Annotated in this window: 8 protein-coding genes; 4 read left to right on the forward strand and 4 right to left on the reverse strand. The window is 69.3% G+C overall.

The annotated features are described in order from the left end of the window. Positions 1–239: 239 nt before the first annotated feature. The 3 genes from ACN28C_RS24550 to ACN28C_RS24560 form a co-directional block, all read right to left on the reverse strand. Positions 240–1,844 (reverse strand): MFS transporter, encoded by a 1,605-nt coding sequence (locus ACN28C_RS24550; RefSeq protein ID WP_422769881.1) that lies wholly within the window; start codon positions 1,842–1,844, stop codon positions 240–242. Positions 1,845–1,949: 105 nt separating this feature from the next. Then, entirely contained in the window at positions 1,950–2,606 is a 657-nt protein-coding gene (locus ACN28C_RS24555) for a class I SAM-dependent methyltransferase (protein ID WP_422769882.1), read from the reverse strand. Next, positions 2,603–3,574 carry an NAD(P)/FAD-dependent oxidoreductase gene (locus ACN28C_RS24560; protein WP_422774796.1) on the reverse strand — a complete coding sequence of 324 codons (972 nt, stop codon included), beginning with the start codon at positions 3,572–3,574 and terminating at the stop codon, positions 2,603–2,605. Before ACN28C_RS24560 ends, ACN28C_RS24555 begins: the two co-directional genes overlap by 4 nt. 109 nt (positions 3,575–3,683) lie before the next feature. Between ACN28C_RS24560 and ACN28C_RS24565 the strand changes: the two genes are divergently transcribed. After that, positions 3,684–4,280, forward strand: a complete 597-nt coding sequence (locus tag ACN28C_RS24565; RefSeq protein ID WP_422769883.1) for a helix-turn-helix domain-containing protein — start codon at positions 3,684–3,686, stop codon at positions 4,278–4,280. Positions 4,281–4,475: 195 nt separating this feature from the next. Next, the gene (locus tag ACN28C_RS24570) at positions 4,476–4,883 is read left to right on the forward strand and encodes a hypothetical protein (RefSeq protein WP_422769884.1); all 408 of its coding nucleotides are present in this window, start codon (positions 4,476–4,478) and stop codon (positions 4,881–4,883) included. Between the two features lie 845 nt (positions 4,884–5,728). On the opposite strand, the gene ACN28C_RS24575 is transcribed toward ACN28C_RS24570, so the two are convergent. Continuing rightward, a complete protein-coding gene (locus ACN28C_RS24575) occupies positions 5,729–6,934 on the reverse strand; it encodes an IS110 family transposase (protein WP_422769885.1) in 1,206 nt (401 codons plus the stop codon). Between the two features lie 538 nt (positions 6,935–7,472). Between ACN28C_RS24575 and ACN28C_RS24580 the strand changes: the two genes are divergently transcribed. Then, entirely contained in the window at positions 7,473–10,628 is a 3,156-nt protein-coding gene (locus tag ACN28C_RS24580) for a glycosyl hydrolase family 95 catalytic domain-containing protein (RefSeq protein WP_422769886.1), read from the forward strand. A 176-nt stretch (positions 10,629–10,804) separates the two neighbouring features. Then, positions 10,805–13,678, forward strand: a complete 2,874-nt coding sequence (locus ACN28C_RS24585; protein ID WP_422769887.1) for a ricin-type beta-trefoil lectin domain protein — start codon at positions 10,805–10,807, stop codon at positions 13,676–13,678. Positions 13,679–13,769: the final 91 nt, after the last annotated feature.

The raw sequence follows: 13,769 nt of genomic DNA on the forward strand, positions 1-13,769 counted from the left end.
CACCCCCGGCTGGCACGACCGGCTCAGCGTCGGCCCCGAGCCAGCTCAGGGTCTGGCTCCGGATGGTGATCGGCGATGACCTCCTGAAGGTGGACAGGGCGTCACGCGGACAGCAACGCCGGGTCGACGCGTTCCTGCGGCGCCACGCCGGCTGAGTCGATCGGGCCACCCTGATGCGGCACCGAGCCCGAATCCGCCGCCGTCGAGTGCCCTGAGGAGCCTGAGATGCCGTATCCAGGTCATCCGATGACCTGCTCCGCAAGATCTCGATCACTCTTGGCCCGGTCGCCGGTGGTGGTGCGCTGGGGGCCCCGGGCGAGCACGTAGCCGAACAGAATGGCCATGACCACGGCTCCGACCCACATGGCGCGTTGCCAACCGTCGACGAACGACTCCTCAGCCGCCCGTACCAGTGCTTCGGTCTGCGGGCCGGCGCCGTCGGCGACGGCGACGGCGACGGCGACGGCGTTCGCGACACCCTCACGGGCGGTGTCGGCCACGTCGGTCGGGACGCCGCCGAGCCGGGAGTCGATCGAGGTCCGGTAGCCGGCGGAGAGGACGGCGCCGAGCAGGGCTACGCCGAGGGCGGAGCCGAACTCGCGGGTGACGTCGTTGAGCGCGGAGGCGACCCCCTGGTGCTCGCGCGGCAACGAGCCGGTGATCGCCTCGGTCGACGGCGTCATGGACAGGCCCATGCCGAGGCCCATGGCGAGCATGCCGGGAAGCACGGCGAGGTAGCCGCCGTCGACGGAGACGAGGCTTGCCATCAGGGCGAGTCCGACGCCGCCGAGGAGGATGCCCGAAGCCATGGTGGCGCGGCTTCCGATCCGGGCGGCCACCTGCGGGGCGAGGCCGGAGGCGAGCATCATCAGCAGGGCCGTCGGCATCATCGCCAGGGTCGCCTGTAGGGCGGACCAGCCGAGCACGACCTGGAGGAACGGGAAGAGCACCACGAAGATCCCCGCCTGCACCCCGAAGACCGCGAGCAGCGAGAGCGACCCGCTGGCCAGGCCGCGCTCGCGGAACAGCCGTACCCGGAGCAGCGGCGCCGGCTGGCGCAGCTCCCAGGCGACGAAGCCGATGGCGGCGAGGAGACCGCCGACGAGGCCGAGCACCGTCAGCGGCTCGGTCCAGCCGTACACCGGTCCCTCGTGGAGCACGAAGATCAGCGCGAGCACCGCGATGACCGAGGTCACCGAGCCCACGGTGTCGAACCGGTGCGCGGCGTGCTCACGGGAGTTCGGGACCGACCGCACGATCATCCCGGCCGACGCCAGGACGAGCGCGACGGGCAGGACGAAGAGCCACCGCCAGGAGGCGACGTCGACGAGCAGCGCGGAGAGGTACATCCCGAGGATGCCACCACCGCCGGCCACCGCTGTCCACACCCCGATGCCCTTGGAACGCTCCCTTTCGGGAAAGGTCGAGGTGATCACGGCGAGCGTGACCGGCATGATCATTGCCGCCCCGACGCCGGAGAGGAACCGGGAGGCGAGCAACATCTCCGAGGAGGTCGCCAGACCGGCGGCGACGTTCGCGACGCCGAAGACGGCCAGGCCGATCAGCAGTATCGGCTTGCGACCCCATCGGTCTCCGAGCGCCCCGAGCGGCAGGAGGAGGGCGGCGAGGGTCATGGTGTAGAGGTTGATGAACCACAGCACCTCGCTCTGCGAGGCGTCGAACTCGACGGCGAGTTCAGGCTGTGCGACGTTCAGGCCCGTCACCGAGGCGATGACGGCCATCAGCGCGACGCAGACCGCGATCAGGATCGCGCGGCGCCGGCCAGGATCGTCGATGATCGGGGCGGCGTGACCGGCCACGGTCGTGGGCGGGATCGTGTTCATCAGGTTCCTTTGCTCAGGGCGGGAGGAGGGGGCGGGAGGAGGGGGCGGGAAGAGGAGTCGCCGAGCCGATCGGCCGGGCGGAGGCGAAGGAGTCGGGTGACGGGGTCAGCGACGTCGGTTGGCTCTGACGACCACGTCGTGGATCGATGCCGGGTGGCCGTCGTGACCGGTCAGCTCCCGGCGCGACTCCTGAGCGGTCACGACCTCCCAGATGGTCGGGTCGAGCCGCGCCGTGATGTCGGCGGCTCTCACCGAGGCAGAGGCGGGCGGTTCCGTCTCGCCGTGCCCATGTCCGGCGGCAGGATCCTGATCGTGGTGGTGATCGGGGTGGTGGAGGTGGCCGACGATGAAGAGGGTGCCTGCCGGGGCGACCCAGGACGCGACACGGCCGTAGAAGTCCAGCTGCGGCATCGCGGAGTGCGCGTAGTGCGTGGTGACCAGGTCATAGCCGGCTTCCGGCTCCCACCTGGACAGGTCCGCCTCGACCCACCGCACCCGCCCGGCGACGCCCGCGGCGGCGGCGCGTTCTGCCGCGCGGGCGAGCGCTGCGGCGGCGATGTCCGCGCCGGTGACCTGCCAGCCACGGGTGGCGAGCCAGATCGTCTCGGCTCCGGCACCGCACCCGACGTCGAGGGCCGTCCCGGGCGTCAGGTCACCGACCTCGCGCACCAGGTGCGGGTTGGGCCGGCCGGCGGCCATGGCCGCGGCACGATCACCCCGCCAAATCTGATCCCAATAGTCCTTGTCGAACGAGTGCGTCATCGCCCCTCCCCTTCGGTTGCCGGTGCGTCGGCCCGCGCGGCCACCGCGCGGTCGAGGTCGTCCATCACCAGGTCGGCGATGATCTGCTGGGCCGCGCGGGCCCCTTCGGCAGCGGCCCCGCTCACCTGGGCGGAGATGTCGGAGGCGTTGCCGGCCACCCAGACGCCGGGTACCGCGGTCTTCCCGAAGGCGTCGGACTCGACGAACGCACCGGCCGGATGGCGCGTCGGCTCGATGCCGATCCCGGCGAAGGGCCCCGTGCGGGCGACCATCCGGGTGGCCACCACGACGGCGTCGACCGCGACGATCCGCCCGTCGTCCAGCCGCACGCCGCGCACGCGACCGTCGTCGATCTCCAGCCGCGCAACCCGGCCGGCGATCACCGGGACGTCGAGCGCATCCAGCTTGACGCTTTCCTCCGGCTCGAGCGTGTGGTCGCCTGCGAACAACACCACCTCGGAACTCCACTGGCGGAACAGGAACGCCTTGTGCACCGCCATCGGGTCCGTGACCAGGACGCCGATCCGGCGATCCCGGACCTCCCAGCCGTGACAGAAGGGGCAGTGCAGGACGTCGTGCCCCCACTGCTCGCGCACCCCGGGGATATCGGGCAATTCGTCGACGAGACCGGTGGCGATCAGAAGGCGCCGCGTCGGGAGGACCGCGCCGTCGCGGAGGACGACCATGAATCCGTACGACGCGCACGAGACGTCGACCACCTCGCCCGTGACGATCTCGCCGCCGTACCCGAGGACCTCGTCCCGGCCACGGGCCAGCAGCTCGGCGGGCGGCACGCCGTCCAGGGCCAGCAGCCCGTGCACGCCGCCCGCCGGGGCGTTCCTCGGCTTACCCGCGTCCACCACCGTTACGGCGCGGCGTGCGCGGGCCAATGTCAACGCGGCGCTGAGGCCGGCCGCGCCGCCCCCGACAACCACCACATCCCGGATTGTGCTTGTATGCTCCGCCATGTCCGACCTTCCGATATATCCGCGGCTGCCCGTCGGCACCCGGGATCTTTGATGGTCGGCAGCGGCAGGCTAAACGGCAAAGCTATTTGCCGAATGGCAAACTGGGAGCATGGACGACTTGACGGACCGCACCCTCGACGCCGTGGGACCCCGGCTCAAGCGACTGCGACAGCGCCGCGACATCACCCTGAACGACCTCGCCGAGGAGACCGGCATCTCGATCAGCACGCTCTCCCGGCTCGAGGCCGGCCTGCGGCGCCCCACCCTCGAACAGTTGCTGCCACTGGCCCGCGTCTACGGCGTCACCCTGGACGAGCTGGTCGACGCACCGCCGACCGGCGACCCGCGCATCAACATGCGCCCGCTGCCCAGCCGTGACGGCTCCGTCATCGTGCCCCTGAGCCGCCGGCCCGGCGGCATCCAGGCCTACAAGTTCATCCTTCCCGCCGGGCGCGACGACGCCGAGCCTGCCCTCCGCACCCACGAAGGCTACGACTGGGCCTTCGTCCTCAACGGCAGGCTCCGGCTCGTCCTCGGCGAGCGCGACCTGATCCTCGAACCCGGCGAGGCTGCCGAGTTCGACACCCGCACCCCGCACTGGTTCGGCGCCACCAGCGCGGGACCGGTGGAGTTTCTCAGCCTCGTCGGCAAACAGGGTGAACGCGCGCACGTCCGGACGGCCGTCGACCGGCACGGATCCGGTTAGCGGCGTCGCCGGGTGTTAACCTCATCCGGCCGTCCGATCTGCGCAGCCGACATCTCCCCGTTAACGACCAGATCCCTGAATGGCAGAGTTTCTGCCTGTTGACCTGGTCGTCTATCGAAAATCTATCGAGCTGATGTTCACTACTCCCGCTTCTCCTCCGGAAGCCGTGTCGCGCAATCGAAAAGGACTAGAGGGATGCCACTGAAAAGGCTCGTCAGGAACGCGGCCGCTACCATGGCGGCGGCGGCAATCATGGGAGCAATGAGTTTCGCGACACCGGCCACGGCCGCGGACGATGTGTCCGCGAACACCCTGTACAAGAAGACGGTCAGTCACGTCGAGGGGCAGTTGGAAACCGCTCCAGGAAATGGAGCAAAGGGCTGGCTCTGGATCTATGTCCCCGGTTCGATCCCGTGGGTGTCGATCCAGGGCGGTCGGCTCGAATGGAAGGATTCCGCCAGCCAGACAGTTCATAAGATGTCGGCCTCGCCGGGCCACACCAACGTCCACGACGAATGGCATCACAGCATCACGACATGGCGCGTCTGTGCGCTCCTGTGGGTTGACAGCGTCTCATGGGAAGAATGTTCTTCCTGGAGTTGAGCAAGTGACACTGCACCGACGCCGAGTCGGCGCGCTTGCCCGGTGGCCGGAAGTCGGGCCACCGGGCAAGCGCCGCTCCGGTTAGCGGGTCGCCGAATACGCCGAATAGGACCCGAGGGAGGCGTTCACGGATCCAGCGTCCTGTTACCCCTGCGCGCCGTTGTGTAGTCGGTTGAAGGGCTGTTGAGCTGGGGTTCTGGGCGGATTCTGGCGAGTTCGACGGGACCGACCTGCTGTCCACGGCTGCGAGCACCAGCGGGTTGTCGATCAACAGTCCCGAGGTAGTCCGGGAGCGGCGGTCGCTCGCCTCGCTCGACGGCGCCGAGGACGGCGGCCTCTGCGCCGGCACGGACGGGCGTACCCCGTGGCGGCGGCACGGACGGGCGTACCCGTGGCGGCGGCACGGACCAGGGCGCGCACCGCCGCCACGACTTCAAGGGTGAAGGGTGGGACTGGCTTCGAGGGTGACCGGGTGGGACTGCTGATCTACCTCGCCGCCCACGTCGCCGCGCCCTCCAGGCGTTGCCCGACAGGCATCCCGCACTGATCACCGGCCAACTGCCGTACTGGCTGCCCCGCCGTCGCTGCCCGCCGTTCGCTGCCCGCCGTTCGCTGCCCGCCGTTCGCTGCCCGCCGTATCACCCCCTGGCCCACCCTCCCGTCCCTCCCACCACCGCAGATTCAAGATCGCAGATCTTGGAACTGGAAGGTCGCTGTAGCAGCCATCCCGTTCCAAGATCTGCGATCTTGTGCGTCCTTTCGTATCGAGCAGGGCGAGGGGGCGGTGGGGGGCGGTGGGGCGGTGGGGGCGGTGGGGGCGGTGGGGGGTGTCCCTATGGGTTGTGTCAAGCAGCGAGGCGGGGTTCGTCCGCCGTTTTGGGCTGGTATGGCCGCTGGGTGCGGAGCATGGCGTGGAGGACGTCGACGCGGCGGCGGGCGAGGCAGATGAGGGCGGCGTTGTGTTTCTTGCCCTCAGCGCGTTTGCGGTCGTAGTAGGCGCGGCTGAGCGGGTCGGCGAGAGCGGCGAACGCGGACAGGAAGAACGCGCGTTTCAGCTGCTTGTTGCCACCCTTGGGTGGGTGTTCACCGCGGATGCTGGTGCCGGAGCGGCGGGTGACCGGGGCCAGGCCGGCGTACGCGGCCAGATGGCCGGGGGTGGGGAACGAGCTGCCGTCGCCGACTTCGAGCAGGATTCGGGCTGCGGTCCTGACGCCGATGCCGGGCATCGACGTCAGGACCGGGGCAAGAGGGTGCGTATCGAGCATCCCTTCGACCTGTTCGGCGACCTGGTCGCGTTGTCGCAGCAGGTCACGCAGGTTGTCGGCGAGTCGGGGAAGGACGGTCTCGGCGGCGGTGGTGCCCGGGACCACGACGGTCTGCGCGTCGAGTGCGGCGAAGATCTGCTCGACCAGGCGGGTGCCCATGCGCGGCGCGCGGGCCTTGACGATCTCGGTGAGTTTCGCCCGGCCGGCCTTGCGCAGACCGGTGGGTCCGCCGCACCGCGAGAGCGCCTCGAGTACTGCGGGGTGCTGCAGCTTCGGTCCCAGGACGCGTTCCAGGGGTGGGTGGATCTGGGTGAGCAGGCCCCGGATGCGGTTGGCCACGCGGGTGACCTCGCTGGCGAGGTCGTCGTCGTAGCCGACCATCACCTCCAGTTCGGCCAGGGTCTCGTCGCCGGTGTCGACCCGACGCAGGGTGTGGGGCAGGGTGCGGGCGGCGTCGGCGATGACGTAGGCGTCGCGGGCGTCGGTCTTCGCGGTGCCGGGGTGCAGGTCGGCCAGCCGGCGCATGACCAGACCGGGCAGGTAGGCCACTTGGTGGCCGCCGGCGCGGGCGACCGCGACAGGCAGCGCACCGATCGAGGCGGGCTGGTCGACCACGGCCAGGATCCGGCCGTGGCGGGCGAGTTTGTCGAACAGTTTCCGCAGCCCGGTCTCGGTGTTGGGCAGGGTCGCGTCGTGCAGCCGCTTGCCCTCACGGTTCAACGCGACCGCGTGGTGTCCTTCCTTGCCCACATCGAGTCCGATGAAGACGCCGAACCCGTCGTGCACAGCCTGCCCTCCTCACCGCGATGTCCTGGCTCGGCCGCTGGTCACAGCGCCGGACTGCCGGCATCCACGTTACGGAGAGACCTACCCCACGGACGGGGTGGCCGGGTCCCTATCAGCGGTCCGCCGACGCCACCCGGCCCGGCGACAACACCCCCCGGATCATGCGTACGACAGGGGCAGAAAGTCATACCGGACCGAGCGACCGAGCAGTCCCCGGATGGGGACGATCAAAAAGGTAACGGGTGGAGGGCGGGCGGCGCCGCTAGACCTCCGATGTATCTGGACGATCACGACCGTCCGCTCGGCGACAGATGGGCCAAAAAGATCGCGCCAAGGGATTGACGGATACAAGACATCCAATGTTAACTGCATGTCACAGACATGGGTCGATGGTTACCCGGGGTTGGCGCCACTCCTCCGGGCAGGCTACCGGCCTCGTCGGTCTCGACGTCGCTTCCGTTTTCGGCGGATGGGAGCTTCACCGGATCCCCCGGGGCGCGAGACACCAGCCCACCGCACGATCTGAAGGGGATCGTCGATGAAGGTGCGTACGCCGATCCGCGTCATGCTCGCCGCCCTGCTCACGGGCGGCCTCGTCGCCACCGTCCCGGCTGCCCCGGCCGTGGCGGCGCCCACCGACGCCGCGTTCAACTCGAGCACCGGCACGCTGAACGTCAACTATGCCAACTATCTGTCGAAGCACGACATCGTCTACAACCGGCCCAACACCAACCCGCTGCATGGGATGACCGTCGGCAACGGGAAGACCGGCGCGATGGTCTGGAGCCAGAACGGCCTGTCGATGCAGGTCTCCAACGTCGACCTGGCGCCGCAGTCGACGTACGCGGCCGGGAACGTCAACCTCTTTTCCAACCCACAGCTCGACTCCGGATACTCCACGTTCCAGCAGCGGCTGTCGCTCTATGACGGCACGCTGACCACGAGATATGACAACAACCGGACCATCACCATCATGGGCTCGCCCAACTCCGAGGTGATGGGGATCCACGTCGAGGACAGCCGCCCCGGCGTCACCAGCGTCGGGCTCGACCTGAGCCTCTGGGACCTGAACAGCGTCCAGAACATCGCCGACGTGCCCAACCTGACCACCTGGCGCACCGCGAGCACCTTCGCCGACTCCTCCGGCGTCGGAATCAGCCGGGGGCAGGCCGACCCGAACGGCTTCGGCTACACCCTGGCCGCCACCGTCGAGGGCGCCAGTTACACCTCGCAGACGGTCAACGGCACCCGGGTCCGGCTGAACATCACCCCGACCAGCAGCTACACCGTCTGGTTCACCGCCGCATCCCGGATCAACTCGCCGGGCCAGAACTCGGTCGCCCAGGCACGCAACCAGCTCGCCGCCGTGAAGAGCACCGGGTACGCCACCACGTTCAACAACTATCGCAACTGGTGGCACAACTTCTGGGCGAAGTCGTTCGTGCAGTATTCCAACGCGGGTGGGGACGCCGACTACCTGGAGAACGTCTACTACCTGGCCACCTACATGATCGCGGCGGGCGGCTTCGGCAACTATCCGCTGCACTTCATCAACGGGGTGTTCCGGGCGACCCAGGACAACTCCAAGTGGAGCAACGGCTACTGGTACTGGAACCAGCGCGACGTCTACAACTCGTTTCTGGCCGGTAACCACGTCGACCTGATGGCCGGCTTCAACCGGCTCTACAGCCGCAACCTTGCCGCGCTCAAGTCGTACACCACGACCCGCTACGGCAGTGACGGGCTCTGGGTGCCGGAGACGATGGGCTGGGACGGCAACGCCCGGGGCACCATCAACAGCGACTACGTCAACGACCTCTACTCCACCGGCACCGAGGCCGCCTACAACATGTACCTGCAGTACCGCTACACCAACGACGAGAACTACCTGCGGAACACCGCGTACCCGTACATGCGGGAGGCGGTGAAGTTCTACGAGGACATGCTGAGCCGGGACTCCTCCGGGCGCTACTACATGGCGAACTCGAACGCCCACGAGACCTACTGGGACGTCCGGAACGCCATCACCGACCTGGCCGCCGTCCGGCTGCTCTTCCCGCTGACGATCGCGGTCAGCCAGCAACTCGGCCTGGACTCGGGCCTGCGGGCCAACTGGCAGAACATCGTGAACAACCTGGCGCCGTACCAGATCTCGAACGGGGCGTACCTGCCGCACGATCCGCCCGCGTCGCCGACCCGCAACGGCGAGAACGTGGCGCTGGAACTCGTCTGGCCGTACGACCAGACCGGAATCGGCTACCCCGACCACCAGACCGCGGTCAACACCTGGAACGTCCGGCCGCACCCGTACGGCAACGTCTGGGCCAACGACCACGTGCACGCCGCCCGGCTCGGTCTCGGCAACCAGGCGTTCCAGGGCATGCGGACGATGCTGCAGAAATACCAGAACTATCCGAACGGGATGACCAACAACACAAACGGGGTGTTCGAGTATCTCGGCATCCACCTGGCGGCGATGAACGAGTCGCTGATGCAGTCGTACAACGACAAGATCCGGGTCTTCCCGGCGGTGCCGACCGACTCCAGCTTCGTCGGCAAGTTCACCCTGCTCGCCAAGGACGGCTTCCTGGTCAGCTCCGAACGGGAGGCCGGCGAGATCAAGTACGTCGGTCTGCGCAGCCTGCACGGCAAGCAGGCCCGGGTGGTGAACCCGTGGGGCACCCAGCAGGTACGCGTCCGGCGTACCTCGGACAACGCCATCCTGACGACCAGTTCGGCCGGCGAGATCACCTTCAGCACGGCGGCGAACACGAACTACGTGGTGGAGCGGACCGGCAAGCCGTTGTCGAGCTACGCCGGCACCACGCTGACCGGCAGCGCCAACCAGGGCGAGAAGTCGCTCTCCGGCACCGCCTCCACGCTCGGGCTCGGCGGCGGGCCCGGGAACCCGGGCGGCGGCGGGATGGTCAACAACACCCTGCTGAGCTACGACGCCAACTGGCACCTCACCACGGCACGCGGGTACGGCGACTACAACGACGACACCCACCACAGCACCACGGTCGGCGCGGTCGCCTCCTACACCTTCACCGGCACCGGCGTCGAATACCTCTCGGAGCGCAACGGCGACATGGGCAACGTGGACGTCTATCTCGACGACACGTTCCAGGCCAACGTCAACCTCTACGTCTCCGGCGGCCGGCAGGCGCAGCAGGTGGTCTGGCGGCGGACCGGGCTGGCGAACGGCCAGCACACGATCCGGATCGTCAACAGGACCACCTCGGTCGGCATGATCGACGCGCTGCGGATCCTCACCGGCGGCACCAACCCGCAGCCGGGCGGCGCGGTCGCGCTGCGGGCCCAGGCCAACGGCCAGTACGTCAGCGCCAGCAACGCCGGCGCCGGCAACCTGATCGCCAACGCCGCCGCGGTCGGCTCCTGGGAGCAGTTCGACCAGGTGGACCTCGGCGGCGGCACCATCGCGTTGCGGGCCCGGGTGAACAACCAGTTCGTCTGCGCGGAGAACGCCGGGGCCGAGCCGCTGATCGCCAACCGGGGCTCGGCCGGGTCGTGGGAGACCTTCGCCCTGGTCCGTAACTCCGACGGCACGGTCAGCCTGCGGGCGACGGTGAACAACCGGTACGTGGTCGCCGAGGACGGCGGCGCGGCGGCGCTGATCGCCAATCGGGAGTCGATCGGGCCCTGGGAGAAGTTCGACCTGGTCCCCGCCTGACGCCCCCCGGTCGGCGGATCCGCCGATGATCCGCCGGCCGGGCCGGGTCAGCTCCACCGACCCCGACCGCCACCGAGCCTTCCTGCCACCGCTCCTTCCTGCCCCCGACCCTTCCTGCCACCGTGCCGCCACCCCCGTCCCGCCTGCCCACCACCTTCGATCCGCCGGAGTCGACGATGAACCGAAGAACTCCCGCACGCCGCACCGTCGCCGCCGTCGTGCTGGCCATGGTCGCGGCGCTGCTCCCCCCGCTCGTCGCGGTCACCGCCGCCGCACCGCCGGCCGCCGCCGCACCGCCGCCAACCAGCCAGTTCGAGAAGGTCAAGCTCGACGGCGGCCTTTCGATGGGCGAGCCGATCGAGCTGTCGGTGCTCCCCGACGGCAAGGTGCTCTACATCAACCGGGGCTCCAGTTCCGGCGGCGGGCAGGTCCGGCTCTACAACCCGGCCACCGGCTCGACCACCGTCGCGCTGACGCTGCAACTCGACGCCCGGTTCGAGGACGGACTGATCGGCATCACCCTGCACCCGCGCTTCGCCAGCAACCGCTGGGTCTATCTCTTCTACTCGCCGGTCGCCACTCCGCTGGTCAACCGGATCTCGCGGTTCACCTTCAATCCGGGCACGCTGCAACTCGGTGCCGAGACGAAGCTGATCGAGTGGCCGACCGAGCGGCGGCTCTGCTGCCACTCCGCCGGCTCGATGACCTGGGACAGCAACGAGAACCTCTACTTCGCGGTCGGCGACAACACCAACTCCGGCGGCGACTCCGCCGGGATGGCGCCGATCGACGAGCGCCCCGGCCGCGACCCGCAGTATGACGCGCAGCGCACCTCGGGCAACACCAACGACCTGCGCGGGAAGATCAACCGGATCCATCCGGAGGATAACGGCGGCTACACCATCCCGGCCGGCAACCTCTTCGCGCCCGGCACCGCCGGCACCCTTCCCGAGGTCTACGTCATGGGGGTACGCAACCCCTACCGGATCTGGGTCGACAGGAAGAACTCGAACACCCTCTACTGGGGCGAGGTCGGACCGGACGCGGGGGCCACGATCGCCAACCGGGGCCCGGCGGCGTACGACGAGTACAACCGGGCCACCGCGCCCGGCAACTACGGATGGCCGTACTGCGGTGGGCCGAACGTCGCCTACAACGACTGGGACTTCGCCAGCAACTCGCCGCGCGGCTGGTTCCCCTGCGGCGGCAGCACCGGCCCGGTCAACAACTCCCCCCACAACACCGGGCTGCAACAGCTCCCGCCGACCCGGGGCGCGCTGGTCTGGGAGCAGCACGGCGGCAGCCGGGAGTGGCCGGCCCTGGACAACCCGGGCGGCTGCGGCTCGCCGAACCACGCCGAGGTCTACCACTACGACCCGAACCTCGCCTCCGAGGTGAAGTGGCCGGCGTACTACGACAACAAGCTGATCATCACCGAGTACTGCCGCAACTGGATCAAGGAGGTCCAGTTCGACAACGGCAACCCGCGTACCGGAAATCCGACGGTGATCGAGCCGGTCCTGGCCGGCATGCAGTTCGTGCACCCGATCGACATGGAGTTCGGCCCGGACGGCTCGCTCTATCTGCTGGAGTACGGCAACGGCTACTTCTCCGGTGACGTCGCCGCCGGGCTCTACAAAATCAACTATGTCGCGGGTGGACGGTCGCCGACCGCGGTCGCCTCGGTCAACCGGGACAACGGGCTCGCTCCGCTCCAGGTCAGCTTCTCCAGCGCCGGCAGCTCCGACCCGGACGGCGACCCGCTGACCTACGCCTGGGACTTCGACAGCAACGGCACCGTCGACTCGACGGCGGCGAACCCGACCCACACCTACACCAGCAACGGCGACAAGCGGGCCCGGCTGACCGTGCACGACGGCACCGGCCGCTCCGGCACCACCCAGATCGCCGTCGTGGTCGGCAACAACCGACCCACCGTCACCCTCAACGGCCTGCCGAACGGCGGCATGATCTCGTGGGACGAGAACGTCACCTCCACCGGCGCCGCCACCGACCCGCAGGACGGCACCATTCCCTGCGCCAGCGTGGTGATCCGGGCCGCCCTCGGGCACCAGGAACACGCCCACGAGGAGGGGCAGGGCACCGGCTGCGGCTTCACCGTCAACACCGGGCCGGTGCACGCCGGTCCGGACGCGGTGCTCTTCTTCGTCCTCCGGGCCAGCTACACCGACCGGGGCGCCACCGGCTCGGTGCCGCTGACCGGAGAGCAGGAGATCACGCTCTGGCCGAAGCAGTGGCAGGCCGAGCACTACGTCTCGCTGCACGGCCCCCAGGTGATCAACACCTCCGGCGCCGAGGGCGGGCGACGGCTGGGCGACATCCAGACCGGCGAGTACGTCCGGCACCACGCCGTGAGCCTGAAGGGGATCACCGGGGTACGGGCCCGGGTCTCGTCGGACAAGGCCGGCAACGCCGTCTCCTTCCGGTACGACTCGCCGACCGGCCCCGAGGTGGCCCGGGTGACCGTGCCGAACACCGGCGGCTGGGACAGCTATACCGAGGTGACCGCCCCGGTGACCAGGCCGGACGACGGCACGCACGACCTCTACGTCGTCTTCACCGGCGGCAGCGGCGGCGCCCTGCTCGACCTGGACAGCTACACCTTCACCGGCGCCGGGGTGAGCACTCCGGGCGGGGGCGCCGGGCCGCGCACCGGGCCGATCCGGGGCATGAACAAGTGCGTCGACGTCAACGCCGGCGGCACCGCCGACGGCACCCGGGTCCAGATGTGGGACTGCATCGCGGGCTCGGCCAACCAGACGTGGACGCTGCCCGGCGACGGCACGATCCGGGCGCTCGGCAAGTGCCTGGACGTGCAGGCCAGCGGCACCACCAACGGCACCCTGATCCACCTCTGGACCTGCAACGGCAGCGGCGCCCAGCAGTGGGTCTCCGGCTCCGCCGGCAGCCTGCGCAACCCGCAGTCCAACCGCTGCCTCGACATCCCCGCCTCCAACCCCGGCAACGGCCGACAACTGCAGATCTACGACTGCAACGGCACCGCCGCACAGAACTGGACGCTGCCCTGACCCCGGGCCAGCGCGCTCGGCTGACTCGTTAGGCGGGGGCCCTTCTTCTACAGAAAGCGATATGCGGGGGCCCTTCCTTTCACCCGTGAGG

Origin of the sequence: Plantactinospora sp. WMMC1484, assembly GCF_049315195.1 — a bacterium.
Lineage (GTDB): Bacteria > Actinomycetota > Actinomycetes > Mycobacteriales > Micromonosporaceae > Plantactinospora.